The sequence below is a fragment of the Arthrobacter roseus genome (assembly GCF_016907875.1).
Taxonomy (GTDB): Bacteria; Actinomycetota; Actinomycetes; order Actinomycetales; family Micrococcaceae; genus Arthrobacter_J; species Arthrobacter_J roseus.
In genome coordinates this window covers 571391-587423 of sequence record NZ_JAFBCU010000001.1, presented here as the reverse complement: position 1 = coordinate 587423, position 16033 = coordinate 571391, and the positions used below count along the sequence as shown (strand labels likewise).

The window sequence follows — 16033 nt, the reverse complement described above, 5'->3', positions numbered from 1 at the left end:
TTGGCTGGGACCGACGTCGAACGCGCGGTCCTTGACCGGATCCGGCAGGAGGACCTGGTCTCTCTGACCTGTGACCTGATTACCGCGGGAGGGGAGAATCCAGGCGGTACCGAGGCCCGGAGGGTCGCAGTGCTGCAGGCAGCCTGCCAAGCCGCCGGACTAGACGTCGCGTTACAGGAGGTAACACCAGAGCGTTCGAACCTCATCGCCACGCTGCCCGGAGGTGAGGGTCCCCCGCTCATGTTCCTTGGCCATTCCGACGTCGTCCCCGCCGGAGATGGGTGGGATCACCCGGCATTTGAACCGATTCTCAAGGGAGGGCGGATCTTCGGACGTGGGTCCACTGACATGCTGGGCGGGCTGGCCGCCGTCGTGCTTGCCCTCCGTGCCATCGGTGAATCCGGTGCGCGTCCGCCTCGGCCGCTGCAGCTCGTCTGCACGGTGGACGAGGAGGATCTGGGGCTCGGCATCCGCCATTTCACGGCCGGGAACGTTCAGGCCGCCGCGTGCATTGTGGCCGAGCCCACGAACCTGGAGACGGTGATTGGCTGCCGGGGTGATAGCTATCTGGAGGTCCGGGTCACCGGACGGTCCGCCCATTCAGGCCGACCGGAGGATGGGGCCAACGCCGTGGATGCGGCGTCCCGCATTCTGGAACTAGTCCGCGCCGACGATGCCCGGCTCCGATCCCAGCCCGATGAGCTGCTCGGCAGCGGAACGTGGAGCGTGGGCCGGATCGCCGGTGGCGAGGGAACGTCCATGGTCGCCGCTGAATGCGTGGCGTGGATTGACCGGCGATTGATGCCGGGTGAGGATGCGCAGTTCATCGTCGCGGCGCTCATGCGGCAGGTGGGCGAAGCGGGAATCACCGGCGAGGGTATCGCCGTGGAGATCGACGTGACCATGGAGATGCCCGGCTTCCGGACCCGCGCGGAGGCACCGTTGGTGCAGTGCGCGCTGGGTGCGGTGTCCGACGTCGGCTGGCCCGGCGGTGTAGGCGGATGGACGGCCGGGTGCGACGGCGGTTTCATTGCCCGCGATCACGGCATTCCCACCATTGTGCTGGGCCCGGGTGAGATCAACGAGCAGGCGCACCAGGTCAACGAGTCCGTGAGTGTGCAACAACTCCATGCGGCCGCGCAGGTTTACGCACTATTGGCGCTCCGCTTCGGCTGAGTCAGGAGGCCAACAACGGCCGCAGGCTTCGGTGCAGTGACTACTACGTCGGGGCACCGAAGCCCGCGATACCCATTTACTTTTCCAGCTGCGCTACTGCTTCAGGATCCGATTCCCGGAGGAACTTGGCCACCCGCTCCGCTTCGTCGAGCTCACCGATGCTGGCCGCGGCACGACCCAGTGAAAACAGCGAACGCAGGAAACCGCGGTTGGGCTCGTGCGAATACGGCACTGGTCCGGTTCCACGCCATCCGCTGCCGCGCAGTGAGTCCAACCCGCGGTGGTATCCGGTTCGCGCGAATGCGTAGGACTCCACCACACGCCCCTCGGCGTACGCTTCCTCTGCGAGGATGCCCCATACCAGTGACGACGCAGGGAATTTCGCTGCCAGATCAAGAGCTTCGTCGCCGGCTTCAAGCCGGCTGACGACGTCGGGCTCCTCCGGAAGATAAGTGGCGTCCGGCTCCATCAGGTTCTTACGAAAATTTTCAGTCATGCCTCAGAGCTTCTTTCCGGCGGAGCCAAGTGATTGTGCTGCCTCAACGATGCGGGCGGCCATGTTTTTCTCTGCGGCAGCGCCCCAGACCCTGGGATCGTAGAGCTTCTTGTTGCCGACTTCGCCGTCGACTTTCATAACGCCGTCGTAATTGTGGAGCATGTGCCCGGCAACCGGGCGAGTAAACGCGTACTGCGTGTCCGTGTCAATGTTCATCTTGATCACGCCGTAAGAAACGGCGTCGCTGATTTCCTGCTTGCTCGAACCCGAGCCGCCGTGGAAAACGAGGTCGAACGGCTTGTTCAGGCCAATCCTTGCGCCCACCTCACTCTGAATCTCCTTGAGAATCTCGGGGCGCAGCTTCACGTTGCCTGGCTTGTAGACGCCGTGGACGTTACCGAAGGTCAGGGCGGTGATGTAACGGCCCTTCTCCCCCGCGCCGAGCGCCTCAATGGTCTTCATTCCGTCTTCGACCGTGGTGTAGAGCTTGTCGTTGATCTCATTGTCAACGCCGTCTTCCTCGCCGCCAACGGTGCCCATCTCCACCTCGAGGATCATCTTCGCGGCATGCGTGCGTGCCAACAGGCCCTCGGCGATTCGCAGGTTCTCCTCCACCGTTTCCGCCGACCCGTCCCACATGTGCGAGTTGAAGATGGGATCCTCGCCGCGCTTCACAGCTGCTTCGGAAGCCTCCAGCAGCGGCAGCACGAAACCCGCCAGCTTATCCTGGGGGCAGTGGTCAGTGTGGAGGGCAATGTTCACGTCATACGCCTTGGCGACTTCCCGTGCATAGGCCGCGAACGCCAGCGAACCGACCACCATATCCTTCAAGCCGGCGCCGGACCAGTACGCACCGCCACCGGTGGAAACCTGCACAATGCCATCCGATCCGGCGTCGGCAAAGCCCTGCAAAGCAGCGCAGAGAGTCTGGGAGGACGTGACATTCACGGCCGGATAGGCAAAGCCGTCCTCCTTGGCCCGGTCGATCATCTCGCCGTAGATTTCAGGGGTTGCAATGGGCATGCTGACTCCTCGTGCTGAAAATGGTCAGGTCGGCAGGACCTGCTTGACTACCGCCCATCCTAGCTAACAGGGCCGACAGGCAATAGGTGCGCGCCCGTCTGAAAGAACATATGGGGAGTAGGGCCCATTGCACGTCCGGGCATAGACCCGTAATTTGTTTCTAGACCATCTATTTGGGGAAGGAACTTCACGGTGGCCGGATCAGGCATGTTCGGATCGAATCCCGATCAGCTCAGGACGTTGGCAAAGTCAGCCACCCAGGGCTCGTTAGAGCTCGTTCAGCTTCAGCGCATCATCAGCCGCAAACTGGAGGAATGCCAGTGGAGTGGCCCGGACGCCGTAAAGTTCCGCACCCTGTGGAATACCGACATTGCACCGAGAATCCATGGCGCCGCCGAGTCCATGTCATCCGTAAGCAAGCAGCTGCGGCGTTCGGCAGAGGACCAAGAGGGCGTTAGTTCAGCCTCCAGTAGCTCAACGGTCGGAGGCTTTCCGGCAGCGGATAACCTTCTCCTGACCTCCCCTCTGGTCCCAAGCGAGCTGGAACCAGAGAGCGGTCAGATCAGTCCGATCGTGCACGAGACCATGCCGATAGAACGCGATCTTCAGTAACTAGAGGCGCCAGCAACTGGAGACCGGCCGATGACCGGCGAACCGTGCCTGGAGGAACACGAATGCCCGAGGGATAGCAGCCACGTAGCCGCCGATGTGCGTAGGTCCGGCTGTTGTGTCCATCGCTACAGTTGCGCCTTGGTCGCACCACCGCTCAGCGACGTCCCGTGCCTGAGCATAGGGGATGGCGTCATCGAGGAGGCTTTGGGAGAGCAGGACGGGAACTGAGGGTTTGCGGCCGTTTGCGAGTAACTGCTCCTTAAGGATGGACTTGAGGGGTTCCACCTGAACAGTAGTGCTGAGTTTCTTTCCGGACGTGGTGAGCGTGGCCGTGTTGAGGAAGGCGTGGTCGGCTATGCCTTCGATCGTGCAGCTGCGCTGGTTCGCCGCGAGTGTTGCTTGCCCGTTCTCGTTGAGGTAGGACGTCATATCCAGGTCATATCCGGATGCAATGCCATTCAGGGCGTAGAGCAGGAATCCCGTGTAGAGGCCTCCGTCGATGTACGCTCCCACGTTCGAAAGGTCCGATGGCGGTGCACCCACGTAAGCTCCGCGGAGGTCTAGTTCTGGTGCGTACGCGGGGGCGAGTTCGGCTGCAGACGCCGAAGCGCCACCGCCCTGAGAGTATCCGGCAAGGGCGATGGGCCCGTTGGTCGGCAGACCGGGCGTACCCAGCTGCTGTGCGGCCCGCGCTGCATCGAGAACGGCTTGGCCCTGCGAAGCACGGTTCAGATAGGTGTGTACCCCTTCAGTGCCGAGACCTTCGTAGTCGGTGACGACCACAGCGTACCCACGACTGAGCAACCCCTTGATGAAGATTCCTTCATACTCTTGACCGGCTGCGAGCTTTCTCGATGGAGCGCATTGATCCCCAAGTCCCTGGGTGCCGACGGCGTAGGAGACCATGGGCCTTTCGCCCTTGCCGGTCCAGGTGGTCTTGGGAACAAGCACGGTTCCGGTGACGGCCATCGGCTGCCCCTGCGAGTCGGTGCTTCGATACATGATGCGTTCCACGGTCGCCGGTGCTTTCAGCGCTTTCAGCGGGTCCAGGTAGAAAACGGATGGCTCGTGGCGGATCAGGGCGCCGTTGTTCGCCGGCAGCGCTTCGGGTGTTTGGTAGAACGGCGGCACGGCGGGCTCTGCCTGCAGTCCCGGCGCCGGAACGTTCTGGACGGCTTGGGCCGGGAGCCCTGTGCCTACGGCGAGTGCGGCAGCCACGGAAAAGGTTATTGCCAGTTTCGAGTAGGAATTCTTCATCGGTACTCCTCGTCAGATGCAATGAGTATGATGCACGCCACTCTATGTTACTGACTAGTAGCCTTGGCAAGTGTTAGCCGAAGATTATTTTGTTGTTGCAGCTAGCGCCTGATATTGGGAATGACGTGTTCGGTCAGGAGCGGCGCAATATCAGTGCGGGCCCCAACCTCCGCGGGATGGATCCACACGAGTTCGCCAATTTCGGCTGCTTTGACCGGCCTCTGCGTCGCGATGGCCGTGAAGAGTTCGACGTCGATGTCGGTGTCCGGCTCATTGGCCGCGGCGCCCCGCCACCGACTCAGCGGCATCAGGTCGCCGGGCTCGACGACGATGCCGACTTCCTCCTGAAGCTCCCGGGCAGCGGTTTGCGCCATGGTCTCGCCGCGCTCGGCTTTACCTCCGGGGAGCATGAACATGGAAGTGTCCTTTTTGCGGACGGTCAGCAGCCGCCCGTCGTCGTCGAAAATGCAGACCGCAGCGATGATGAGGGTATGGGTGGCAGACACAAAATGAGGTTATCAAGACCGGACGCGTTCCCTATCGGCCAACGCCTCACCTGTCGTGCACATAACGGGGTCCAGCCGTATCTGTCGTGCACCTCACGGCGCCTAGCTCAAACTGTCGTGCAGATAACGGGCCGTGTTTTGCGGTGGAGGCCCTTTATCTGCACGACAGAACGGACAGGAGCCACTGCCCACCACCGGACCCCACGGGTTCCGCCTCGCGTGCCGCTGCCCAGGAATACCGCGACGGATTTGTAGAAGCGTGGCCCCTGGCACTCGACCGATTCAGACAACACTTCGATATCTGAGCACGAACCCACCCAGCAGCGTGATTAACTTGCGCTATGCGCATCGATCGAGTTGTACCGAACCTCACCGTAGACGACCTGGGCCAAGCCGTCGAGGAACACCGGGCAGTACTCGGCATGCAGGTTTTGATGGACCACGGGTGGATAGTGACCCTGGGTGATGACGCCGGTCACCAGCTGAGCTTGATGACTCGGGACGCGTCGGCTCAGGTGAACCCTGATGTGTCGATATTTGTCGACGACGTGCAGGAGGCATTCCGGAACGCCACGGACGCTCGGGTTGAGATCGTCCATCCCCTCACCGCCGAACCTTGGGGAGTTACCCGCTTCTTCTATCGAGATAGCGCCGGCCGGGTCATTAATATCGGTATGCACGCCGCCTGAACAGGCTAAGGACGCTCGAGGAAGTCTCTCAACTGTTCGAGTGCCTTGGCGTGGCCGTTACGGTGCCCTTCGATCATGTCGGCACCCACGAACGAGGTCACCTGATCCGTGAGCCGGATCATCGTCGTGTCGCCGTGGGCATCGAACTGCCAGGTCAGGAGAGCAACAGCAAGGACCTGGTCCTCAGCCGTCACGGTGTCTGTGTGCACGATCAGTGATGGCGGAACGATCTGGACGTAGTCCACGAGTCCGTGGAACCCAAGGGTTTCTGGTGGGCCGCACCTGTACTTGTCTCGGCCCCCGACCATGAAATTGGAGTCATCATAGACTTGAGCCTCGCCCGCGGGAACGCCCCAGACGGCACGCTGGGTCGGTTCTGCAAACGCATCCCACACAGCGGAAAGCGGGGCATTGATTGACTGCTCAAACGTCAAAGTATCGTGAGCAACGGAACTCATCATCGGACCTTTCCAGACACAGGCGGCAGCACGGCCACTGCCCAGCCTATGACAGCGTGTCTCTGAAAGCGGTTGCTTTCCCGAAGTCATTGGCTGGGCACGTCGTGACTAACTTGCGATGAGTTCCATAACCTGGCCTTGATGAAGTGCCGTGTAGATATCGTCGCGGATGAGATTGGCTTCCAGGGCGGTGAGTGTTCTTTCGATGGGTCGGAGCGTGACTCGAATGAGGGCATTCGCCTGTCCTGGTTTGATCTCCAGCCTTTCCTTCGCCGCCGTCGGCAGTTCCTCATAAGCGGTCAGGTCGAGAAGCTCAACGGATTCAAGGTCATCCATGCGTTCCGCGAGTGCTTGGCGGACTTTGTCGCCCAGAATTTCATCGTCGAAGGACCTCGGCACGACAATCGAAATATCCCGCCGGATGGGAGGAAGAAGCGAGACCGGTTGCCAAGGTTCCAGGTTGAGCATCTGGGATCCGATGCGTTCGTCGCGTGCACGTAGAAGCCGGATATCGGGGATTCCCTTGCGAAGCATCAACGCCCTGTCCAAGCCCATTCCCAGGGCGAGGCCCGACCACTGCTTTGGATCGAGTCCGGCATCAGCGAATAAGTGGGGCGCGACCATGCCGCACTCAGCAAGTTCCAACCATTCCTCGCCAACACGTACATCTATTTGTAGTCCGTTGGTCGTGTAGGGGTGTACGGCTGGCACCGCACGCCATTGCGCGTTGGGCAAGACCGCTTCGACAAGCACCCCGATCATGGATTCCACATCAGGTGGGGACAGTGCCGGAGTTGAAGATATTCGCCAAAGATCCACTTGGTGGGGTGCGCCTACATGGGTCCGGTCAATGGCATCCCTGCGGTAGACCAGACAGACGAAAGTCGTGAAAGACGGTCGTGACGTCGTCGTCTATGGCACCAAGCTTTAATCCAGCAGGGATCGTCTACCGAACACGCGCCATCATCTTTGACGGGTCGTTCAGTGGGGTGAAGCCATATTTGGCGTAAAGGCTGTGCGCATCCCCTGTGGAGAGCAGAGTTTGTTTGAGCCCGAGCGGTTCGAGATCGGCGATGACGCCCTCGACCAGCATTTCGCCCAGTCTTTGTCCTCGTGTCTCCGGTGAAACGAAGACGTCACATAGCCAAGCGAACGTCACCGCGTCGGTCACGACCCTCGCGTAGGCAACCTGCTCACCCGTCTCGGCGTCGTACACACCGTAATTACGGGAGGCATCGATTGCAGCGTCTTGTACCTCACGCGCCCGACCCTTCGCCCAGTAAGACTGCTCGCTAAGCCATTGATGGACTCGTTCGCGATCAATCTTGCCCGCGGCAGCGGAGAAGGAATAAGGCTCAGTCATGAACACACGATAAAGCATGTCCGATGAAGGACCGACCGGCGATCAACCCCTCGCACGGGTTAGCCGCTCACCGTCGCCAGCGGTAAGGGGTCGTCGTCGATACATTGACGAGCCCGGAGCGTTCAAGGATGGGACGCGAATATTCGGTTGAATCGCTGTTGATGAGCGTCTTCCCCCTACTGAGTGCTGACCGGGCTCGTCGGGCCGTCAGCGCACGGTAGATTCCACGGCCGCGCCACTCTTTGCGGGTCGCGCCGCCCCAGATCCCAGCAAAGCCGGTGCCTTGAACCGGTTCCAGGCGTCCGGCGCTGACGATCTGCCCCTCGGCCTCAGCTGTCCAGAGCTCCATTCCGTCATTGAAGGAGAGTCGATGTAGCAGGGCATCCGCCATCTCGGGTGAGACCGGATCGCCAAAAACTTCATCCTGCATGGCGCTCATTCGGCGCACGTCCGACTCATCGGTTACCCGTCGCAGCGTCACCCCGTCGGGCAGTGAACAATCGACGCTCAGTGCCTTGGCCTCGCCAATCATGATCGATTCAGGCTCATCCGGAGTAAACCCGCTCTCCAGCAAAACCTCATGCAACCCGGGTGCGTGATCATGGCCACGAGTTTTCCACTCAACCCTGATTATCTCAGGATCGTCCTGATAGTAGGCCATCGCATCAGCGACGAGCCGTCGGACGGTCTCCATATCCGCGCCACCGAGATCCTTGTAGGTGACGAAGCCGCGTCCGTTCATGAAGGTCACCAGGGACAGTGGGCCGTGTCGGGCGACCTTGATGGCGCTCGGCGTCTCGGCATCGGTACGCAGTTGCTCGTCATAGGCCGTGAGAAAGCGGGCCTTGGTCTCAGAGTCGTTCATTTTTCAAACCTGTACTCATTGACGACAACGCCCGACTGGAATGCAGTACTGGACGTCAGCTCCGCGGACCGCACCATATAGTCCTGGCCGGCGAAGAGCGGGATGCCAGCACCGAGAAGGACTGGATTCACTTTGAGAATGAGCCGGTCAAGCTCACCCCGAAGGGCGCCTGCCAGCTGGCCGCCACCGCAAAGCCATATGTCAGCGCCCGAGTCTTCAGCTTTCAGCTCCTTGACCACAGCCACTGGATCCTCCGCGGTGAGCACAATGTCAGCTGCAGCTTCGGTTTCGCTTCGCGAAAAGACGTACTGGCGCAGGTGCGGATAGGGATTGCGTACGCCGTGCGGGAACCCGGCAGCGTAGGTATTCCATCCCATGAGGACCGTGTCGAAGCGGGCGTTATCCGGTTGCAGAGCCAATGCACTCAGGACATGGGAGGGCAACGTGTCGGTGTAATCGCGCAGAATCATATCGACGTGATCACCCTCTATCGGAAAATCACCGAAACTACCGTCCGGTGCAGCAATGTATCCATCCAGGCTCACGGCCACGAAGTACACGAGCTCACGCATGATGACTCCTCCCATTACCAACAGCTGTAGTTATCTCTCACGGTACAACGCCCGAGTACTTCCTCAGCTGGGACGCCATGCTCAGAAATCTCTTCAACCGCGCCAGAAGACACCGGCGTCGCCTAATCTTTAACAGAACTAACAACCAGACAGGAGAAACACGCAATGATTGGATTTATCGTCGCCGGACTCATCATCGGTGCCCTTGCCCGGCTGCTCAAACCCGGTAAACAGAACCTTGGTTTACTGGCAACTCTGCTGCTTGGACTGGTGGGCTCGGTAGTGGGCGGTGTCATCGCCAACCTGTTGGGTACCGGAGACATCTTTGAGCTCAACGTTCTTGGTTTCATCGTGGCCGTAGTCGTTTCGATCGCGCTCGTGGGTGTCGCTGAAGGCATGGCCGGAAAACGTAAGGTAAACCGCTGACCTCCATCCCACTGCTTCGCTAACGCACCTGCTGCCCGAAGACGTGTCGCCGCACCCACCCGTGCATGGCAATAGCAGCGGCAGCAGACGCGTTGATGGAACGGGTGGAACCGAACTGGGCAATGGACAATGTGGCGTCCGCAGCGGCATGGACTTCCGGCGTCAGACCCGGCCCTTCCTGCCCGAACACGAGGACGCAGTTCTCCGGCAGCTCATAGGTTTCCAGCGGCACGGAATCAGGAAAGTTGTCGATGCCGATAATGCGCAGACCCTCTCCTTGCGCCCACTCAACAAATTCCTCAACGGTGGGATGGTGCCGCACGTGCTGGTAGCGGTCGGTGACCATTGCGCCCCTCCGGTTCCACCGACGTCGCCCGATGATGTGAACTTCCCGCGCCATGAACGCGTTGGCAGTCCTGACCACGGACCCAATGTTGAGGTCATGCTGCCAGTTTTCAATGGCCACGTGGAAGGAGTGTCGCTTTGTGTCCAGGTCAGCCACAATGGCGTCATGTTCCCAATAGCGGTACTCATCGACGACGTTGCGAGTATCGCCGTTCGCCAGCAACGCCGGATCCCAGTGCTCGCCGTCGGGTAGCGGCCCTTCCCAGGGGCCGACGCCGATCTGGTGGGTCGCGGAGTCTGGATCAGCTGGGGTGGGAGTCTCGTTATGCACCATCCAAGGGTAGTCCTCGCCGTCGGGCGTTCCAGATGCGAGACTGTGAAGTGAAGCCGAGCGAAAGAGGATCGCATGCCCCGGGAAGACATTCGCACTCCGGCCGACATTGAGTGCTGGTTGACAGACATGGATGGCGTTCTGGTTCACGAAAACCACGCCATTCCGGGTGCCGCCGAGCTGATCCAGCATTGGGTGGACACATCAAAGAGGTTTCTTGTCCTGACGAACAACTCCATTTATACGCCGCGGGACTTGGTGGCGCGGCTGAAGATGTCGGGACTCAACATACCGGAACAGAACATCTGGACCTCCGCGCTGGCCACCGCACAGTTCCTCAAGGCCCAGTTCAACTTCGAGGATCGGGTGGGGCGGGCGTTCGTGATTGGCGAAGCCGGACTGACGACGGCGCTGCATGAAGTCGGATTCATCCTCACCGATCAAGAGCCCGACTACGTCGTGTTGGGAGAAACCCGGACGTACTCCTTCGAAGCCATCACCAAGGCGATACGGCTCATAGCTGCCGGAGCCAGATTCATAGCGACGAACCCTGATGCCACCGGTCCTTCAAAGGAAGGAATCCTGCCCGCCACCGGAGCCATTGCGGCCCTCATCACCAAAGCCACGCAGCGCGACCCGTACATCGTGGGCAAACCCAACCCGATGATGTTTCGGTCAGCCATGAACCAGATCGAGGCCCATTCTGAAACCACGGCGATGATCGGTGACCGGATGGACACGGACATAGTTGCGGGTATGGAAGCAGGGCTTCATACCGTGCTGGTCTATTCCGGGATCACGCAACCAGAGGATGTGAAGTCCTTTCCCTTCCGCGCGAATCAGACCATGGACTCGGTCCAGGACCTGCTCAAGGAGCTCTAACCGCCGAAGAGCCCGCTCAAGAGCTGACGCCCCCAGATCGCGTAGACAAAGATCGCGGTTACGGCGACAGCAAGACCCGCACCAATCAACGTCGACATGCGTCGAGGGTTCCTTCGACGCTTTCCCTCCCAGAGGTAATAACCGTCTCCGCGTCTGCCTTCATCCGCGAGAAAGCCCGCCCGGTGCTCGGATCGATAATCCTTCTTGCCGAGCCCCGGCGTCGTGAATTTCCTGCCGTCTGGGATACGTCCCATACTGACTCCCTCCGTTACGAATTTATCTCCATCATGCGTCCAGTAGCTGCCTCAGAACATAGGGCAGAATTCCACCGTGGACAAAGTACGCTTCTTCCGCAGGGGTATCGATGCGGACGGTTACCTCTACTTCCCGGGCATCGTCCTTCGTCTCGATCCGAACGGTGACCGTGTCGGGCAGCCGCTCCTGGCCAGCGAGTCCGCTGATGGAAAACACCTCTTCCCCAGTGAGACCCAGGGACTCAGCGGTTTCACCTTCTGTGAACTGCAGTGGCAACACCCCCATACCAATGAGGTTTGAGCGATGGATCCGTTCAAACGAGGTGGCGAGGACTGCCTTAACACCCAACAGCGAGGTGCCCTTGGCCGCCCAGTCTCGGGAGGAGCCCGAGCCGTAGTCGGCGCCAGCGATAATGATCAGCGGCACGCCGTCTGCCTCGTAGGCGGTGGCGGCGTCGAAAATGCTCTGCTGTTCGCCGTCGGGCCAGTGCCGGGTGAAGCCTCCTTCAACGCCTGGCACAAGCTGGTTGCGTAGACGTACGTTAGCGAACGTCCCTCGGATCATCACGTGGTGATTACCCCGCCGGGAACCATAGGAGTTGAAATCCCCCGCTGAGACTCCCTGATCCAGCAGGTACTGGCCCGCGGGTGAGTCCTTCTTGATGGCTCCGGCCGGAGAGATATGATCCGTGGTCACCGAATCTCCCAGCAGCGCCAGGACTCGGGCTCCGTCGATATCCTGCACAGGCTCGGGAACTCGGCCCACCCCGTCGAAATATGGTGGCCGCTGAATGTACGTTGAATCAGCGTTCCAAGCAAACCTGTTGCCTGCGGGAATGTGCATTCCCCGCCAGTTCTCGTCCCCGGCATAAACGTCCGAGTATCCCTCAGTGAACATTTTCGCTTCAAGGTTCTGATCCACGACGGCCTTGATCTCCGCGGTGGTTGGCCAGATATCCCGTAAGTAGACCGGCTTTCCGTCCTGGTCCTCCCCGAGCGAGTCCTTGAGCAGATCTGCGTGCATGGTCCCAGCCAGCGCATAGGCGATAACCAAAGGCGGAGAGGCGAGGAAATTCATCTTCACCTCAGAGTGGATCCGGCCCTCGAAGTTCCGGTTGCCGGATAGGACGGAGGCAACGGTGAGATCGTTTTCGTTCACGGCAGCGCTCACGGGAGAAATAAGCGGTCCTGAGTTGCCGATACAGGTGGTGCAGCCGTAACCCACCAGGTTGAAGCCAAGCTTCTCCAGATACGGAGTCAGCCCTGATCTGTTGTAGTAGTCGGTCACCACACGGGATCCCGGGGCCAGGGTTGTCTTCACCCACGGCTTGCTACGCAGACCTCGTTCAACAGCTTTCTTGGCCAGCAGGCCAGCCCCGATCATGACCGACGGGTTGGAGGTATTGGTGCACGACGTGATGGCCGCAATCACGACGTCGCCGTGATCCAGCATGAACGTGTTGCCGTCCACCATGACTTCGGCAGGATCAGAGGGCCAACTAAAGGTCTCGCCGTCGTCCACATACTGGCGCGGCGGGTCATCCTGTGGGATCCGGCTGCTGATCGCGATGGGGTCGCTGGCCGGGAATGAATCCTCGTCCGCGTCGTCGAGGCCTCCCTGAATCGCATTCTCCTGCGACTCTCCAGCGATGAGCCCCCGGATAGCGCGCTGCGCGACTGCCAACGGAATGCGATCTTGCGGCCGCTTTGGTCCGGCTATTGAGGGAACTACCGTTGACAGGTCAAGTTCAACGACCTGGCTATAGTCCGGAACAACGTCGGGGTTGTGCCACAGTCCCTGCTCCTTGGCATAAGCCTCCACCAGCCTGATTTGGTGATCCTCCCGTCCGGTGAGTCGAAGGTAGTCAAGGGTCTCCTCATCGATGGGGAAGATTGACCCGGTAGAACCGTACTCGGGGCTCATATTGCCGAGCGTTGCCCGTGTCGCAAGCGGGACGTTCGCCACTCCGGGACCGAAGAAATCAACAAACTTACCCACTACCCTGATTCGACGCAGCAACTCCGCAACAGTGAGCACCAAGTCTGTAGCCGTGGTCCCCTCCGGCAGCTCACCTGTGAGTTTGAGGCCGACAACCTGCGGAATCAGCATGCTCATCGGCTGGCCGAGCATGGCAGCCTCCGCTTCGATACCGCCCACACCCCAGCCCAGCACCCCGAGACCGTTGACCATCGGGGTGTGTGAGTCCGTACCGACGAGAGTATCCGGATAAGCCTGCATTCCATCAGGACCTTCCCGGGTGAAGACGACACGGGAGAGATACTCGAGATTGACCTGGTGACAGATCCCGGTGTCCGGCGGCACCACCAAGAAATCATCAAAGGACTGCTGCGCCCAGCGCAGCAGTTGATAGCGCTCCTGATTTCGCTCGAATTCAAGTTCCGCGTTGGTCTGAAAAGCGTCGGATCGTGCGAAGACATCAGCTATGACGGAGTGGTCGATGACGAGTTCCGCTGGGATGAGCGGATTAACCTTTGTCGAATCTCCGCCGAGGTCGGTCATGGCGTCCCGCATGGCCACCAGATCTACGACGCATGGCACCCCGGTGAAGTCCTGCATGAGAACTCGTGCCGGCGTGTATTGCACCTCAGCGCTGGCTTCCGCCTTCGCATCCCAGTTTCCAAGCGCCGTAACCTGTTCAGCCGTGACCAAGCGACCGTCCTCATTGCGCAACAGGTTCTCCAGCAGCACTTTCAGACTGTACGGTAGCCGGTCCGAACCCTCGATTCGATCGATCCGGTAAATTTCGTAGCTCTGGTCGTCCACTGTTAGGTGGTCACGTGCATCGAAACTATTAGACGTCATGGTGTTCCCTCTTCTGAAACAGTTACTAGATAGATTGCCGATATCCGAAGAATTCGTGGTCGTTGTTGTAGCCGCCCTCGCCTTCGCCGATTTCCGAGAAGTCTTCAACGAACTCGATGCCCTTGATCCACTTGACGAGTTTGAAGCCGAGCTGAACCTCGTTGCGCAGGCGGAGCGGAGCGCCGTGACCGTACGGCAGCGCCTCACCGTTCATGTCATAGGCGAGCATCGTCAGGTGATAGCTCATCTGCTCAATGGGCTGGGCATCGTAGTAGATTCCGCCGTCGGGCCCCTCCGCGAAGGAGTAGAAAATCACCCATTTCGCCTCCGGCTTCGGCTTCACCCTATCGACGATGGTCTGCATAGAGATGCCACCCCATTTGGCGATTCCGGACCATCCCTGGATACAGAAATGTTGGGTAATCTGCTCGTGATGAGCCATGCCACGTAGCTGCTTCAAATCCAGTTCCACCGGATTCTCAACCAAGCCCGAAACTTCCAACCGGTAGTCGGCAAAATTGCCTTCGAAAAGGTCCTTGTACTCCTGCGTTTGGGGGTAGGCGCCGTTGTGCCACATATAGGGAGAAATGTCTTTCTCGGTGTATTGACCGGGCTTGGAATCAAGATGCTCAAATAGTCTTTGCACGGGTCCGATGAGCCCATAACCGATCCGCTGGACCAACCTCGGATGACGATAGGTAAACGGGGTAAGTGCTACCCAAAGAGCAATCATCACTACCAGTGAGATAGCGAAGATCCAGAACCCGTTCCAGCTCTCCGTATCGTTACTGTTGCCGTACATCATATTGAAGTTGTGCAGAGCGTCTGTCGCTACTACCAGCGTCACGTGCATGACGATGAAGAGCAGGAACCAGAGCAGCACCAGAAAGTGCAGTGACCGGGCAACCTGGATGCTGAATACGCGGCTGATCCACCTAAATTTTGTGGATAGGGCAGGCGACATTCCCAGGCCCGTGATGAATGCCAATGGGGCTGCGACGAACACTGTGATGAAGTAAGCGATCACCTGCAGACTGTTATAGGCGACCCAACTATCATCGGTGGGCCAGTCCAGGGACAGGTACTGAATCATCACGGAAACAGCGTTGGGGATAACTTCCCAACTGGTGGGGACCAGCCGCAGCCAGTGCCCGGTAGCGAACACCAGAATGTAGAACACCACACCGTTGAGCAGCCACAGCGAATTGATACCAAGGTGCCACCATCTGGCCAGTCCAATGGAGTGCCGTCGCCCCGGCAGTCCGACGCCGTCGGGAAGCGTAATGGAATCCTGTTTAGCCGTCCACAACGGATCAGCGGGTACCGGCTTTTGAACCCGGAACCAGTCCTTGCCCGGGGTGGAATGCCGTGTCCAGTAGAACCTTGGATGATCGGCGATGATCGTCAAACCGGAGCGGATAATGGGAATCATCAAGAGCATATTGAAGAAATGCTGCCAGCCTACCCACGCCGGAAACCCTGCGTTGTCCTCCGCGCCCCCAGGAACGACGGTACCTGGGTACTGCTGCATGAACTGTGAAACCGCCGGCACGTCACGCAGCCCCTTGGCCACGGCGATGCCAATAATAAGCAGGACAAACCCGATGGGCAGCAGCCAGAGGAGGTTGAACCATTTGTCTCGGCCAACTCGCAGGCGGGGCGCGACGCCGTACTGTGCGGGTACAGATCCCGCCCAGGTTCCGTCGACGACGTCGTGCTTGCGTTGGTCCAACTCATGTCTGAAGCCTGCCAACGCTGCCGGTGTGAGTTTGGTATCCCCCGGCTCAGGTAATTCATCAGGGGTTGGTCTAGCGTCCATCGTGATCCTTCGCGCGTGGAATGGTCCGGTGAACCAGCTGCGCCCACCGGAGAGCCCGAAGTAGCAGCCTCGGCGAGAATCGGTTCAGCTACGTTAATTGATACGGCCGATGGGGCCAATGTACGTGGAGAACCC

At 59.7% G+C, this 16033-nt stretch carries 18 protein-coding genes; 5 read left to right on the top strand and 13 right to left on the bottom strand.

The features are described from left to right. Window positions 1–1176 carry a M20 family metallopeptidase gene (locus JOE65_RS03065; protein ID WP_205161852.1) on the top strand — a complete coding sequence of 392 codons (1176 nt, stop codon included), beginning with the start codon at window positions 1–3 and terminating at the stop codon, window positions 1174–1176. A gap of 76 nt (window positions 1177–1252) precedes the next feature. Here JOE65_RS03065 and JOE65_RS03060 read toward each other — a convergent pair whose 3' ends face one another. Together JOE65_RS03060 and fbaA are read right to left on the bottom strand one after the other, a co-directional pair. Further along, entirely contained in the window at window positions 1253–1672 is a 420-nt protein-coding gene (locus JOE65_RS03060) for a DUF3151 domain-containing protein (RefSeq protein ID WP_205161851.1), read from the bottom strand. 3 nt (window positions 1673–1675) lie between these two features. After that, entirely contained in the window at window positions 1676–2695 is a 1020-nt protein-coding gene (fbaA, locus tag JOE65_RS03055) for a class II fructose-bisphosphate aldolase (RefSeq protein WP_205161850.1), read from the bottom strand. A 192-nt stretch (window positions 2696–2887) separates the two neighbouring features. On the opposite strand from fbaA, the gene JOE65_RS03050 reads away from it, so the two are divergent. Further along, window positions 2888–3307, top strand: a complete 420-nt coding sequence (locus tag JOE65_RS03050; RefSeq protein ID WP_205161849.1) for a WXG100 family type VII secretion target — start codon at window positions 2888–2890, stop codon at window positions 3305–3307. On the opposite strand, the gene JOE65_RS03045 is transcribed toward JOE65_RS03050, so the two are convergent. Together JOE65_RS03045 and JOE65_RS03040 are read right to left on the bottom strand one after the other, a co-directional pair. Continuing rightward, window positions 3308–4564: a lipase family protein gene (locus JOE65_RS03045; protein ID WP_205161848.1), complete on the bottom strand. Its 1257-nt coding sequence runs from the start codon at window positions 4562–4564 to the stop codon at window positions 3308–3310. A gap of 101 nt (window positions 4565–4665) precedes the next feature. Further along, window positions 4666–5070, bottom strand: coding sequence for an NUDIX hydrolase (locus JOE65_RS03040; protein ID WP_338021537.1), 405 nt, complete (start codon window positions 5068–5070; stop codon window positions 4666–4668). Between the two features lie 341 nt (window positions 5071–5411). On the opposite strand from JOE65_RS03040, the gene JOE65_RS03035 reads away from it, so the two are divergent. After that, the gene (locus JOE65_RS03035; RefSeq protein WP_205161847.1) at window positions 5412–5759 is read left to right on the top strand and encodes a VOC family protein; all 348 of its coding nucleotides are present in this window, start codon (window positions 5412–5414) and stop codon (window positions 5757–5759) included. 5 nt (window positions 5760–5764) lie between these two features. Here JOE65_RS03035 and JOE65_RS03030 read toward each other — a convergent pair whose 3' ends face one another. From JOE65_RS03030 to JOE65_RS03010, 5 genes are all read right to left on the bottom strand, one after another. Further along, the gene (locus tag JOE65_RS03030) at window positions 5765–6220 is read right to left on the bottom strand and encodes an SRPBCC domain-containing protein (protein ID WP_205161846.1); all 456 of its coding nucleotides are present in this window, start codon (window positions 6218–6220) and stop codon (window positions 5765–5767) included. Window positions 6221–6325: 105 nt separating this feature from the next. Further along, the gene (gene srmL, locus JOE65_RS03025) at window positions 6326–7090 is read right to left on the bottom strand and encodes a PheS-related mystery ligase SrmL (protein ID WP_205163994.1); all 765 of its coding nucleotides are present in this window, start codon (window positions 7088–7090) and stop codon (window positions 6326–6328) included. A 73-nt stretch (window positions 7091–7163) separates the two neighbouring features. Then, entirely contained in the window at window positions 7164–7580 is a 417-nt protein-coding gene (locus JOE65_RS03020) for a GNAT family N-acetyltransferase (protein ID WP_205161845.1), read from the bottom strand. Window positions 7581–7647: 67 nt separating this feature from the next. After that, a complete protein-coding gene (locus tag JOE65_RS03015; protein WP_205161844.1) occupies window positions 7648–8445 on the bottom strand; it encodes a GNAT family N-acetyltransferase in 798 nt (265 codons plus the stop codon). Further along, window positions 8442–9017, bottom strand: a complete 576-nt coding sequence (locus JOE65_RS03010; protein ID WP_205161843.1) for a dihydrofolate reductase family protein — start codon at window positions 9015–9017, stop codon at window positions 8442–8444. Before JOE65_RS03010 ends, JOE65_RS03015 begins: the two co-directional genes overlap by 4 nt. Window positions 9018–9182: 165 nt before the next feature. Here JOE65_RS03010 and JOE65_RS03005 point away from each other — a divergent pair, with 165 nt between their 5' ends. After that, window positions 9183–9443, top strand: a complete 261-nt coding sequence (locus tag JOE65_RS03005) for a GlsB/YeaQ/YmgE family stress response membrane protein (RefSeq protein WP_205161842.1) — start codon at window positions 9183–9185, stop codon at window positions 9441–9443. Between the two features lie 19 nt (window positions 9444–9462). Here the strand turns inward: JOE65_RS03005 and JOE65_RS03000 are convergent, their stop codons facing one another. Next, window positions 9463–10122, bottom strand: coding sequence for a TrmH family RNA methyltransferase (locus JOE65_RS03000; protein ID WP_205161841.1), 660 nt, complete (start codon window positions 10120–10122; stop codon window positions 9463–9465). 72 nt (window positions 10123–10194) lie between these two features. Between JOE65_RS03000 and JOE65_RS02995 the strand changes: the two genes are divergently transcribed. Further along, window positions 10195–11001, top strand: a complete 807-nt coding sequence (locus JOE65_RS02995; RefSeq protein ID WP_205161840.1) for an HAD-IIA family hydrolase — start codon at window positions 10195–10197, stop codon at window positions 10999–11001. Here the strand turns inward: JOE65_RS02995 and JOE65_RS02990 are convergent. The 3 genes from JOE65_RS02990 to JOE65_RS02980 are packed head-to-tail and all read right to left on the bottom strand — an operon-like array spanning window position 10998 to window position 15898. Next, window positions 10998–11255, bottom strand: coding sequence for a hypothetical protein (locus tag JOE65_RS02990; protein WP_205161839.1), 258 nt, complete (start codon window positions 11253–11255; stop codon window positions 10998–11000). The genes JOE65_RS02995 and JOE65_RS02990 overlap by 4 nt on opposite strands. 31 nt (window positions 11256–11286) lie before the next feature. Further along, a complete protein-coding gene (gene acnA, locus JOE65_RS02985) occupies window positions 11287–14079 on the bottom strand; it encodes an aconitate hydratase (protein WP_205161838.1) in 2793 nt (930 codons plus the stop codon). A gap of 25 nt (window positions 14080–14104) precedes the next feature. Beyond that, window positions 14105–15898 carry a molybdopterin-dependent oxidoreductase gene (locus JOE65_RS02980; protein WP_205161837.1) on the bottom strand — a complete coding sequence of 598 codons (1794 nt, stop codon included), beginning with the start codon at window positions 15896–15898 and terminating at the stop codon, window positions 14105–14107. Between the last annotated feature and the right edge of the window lie 135 nt (window positions 15899–16033).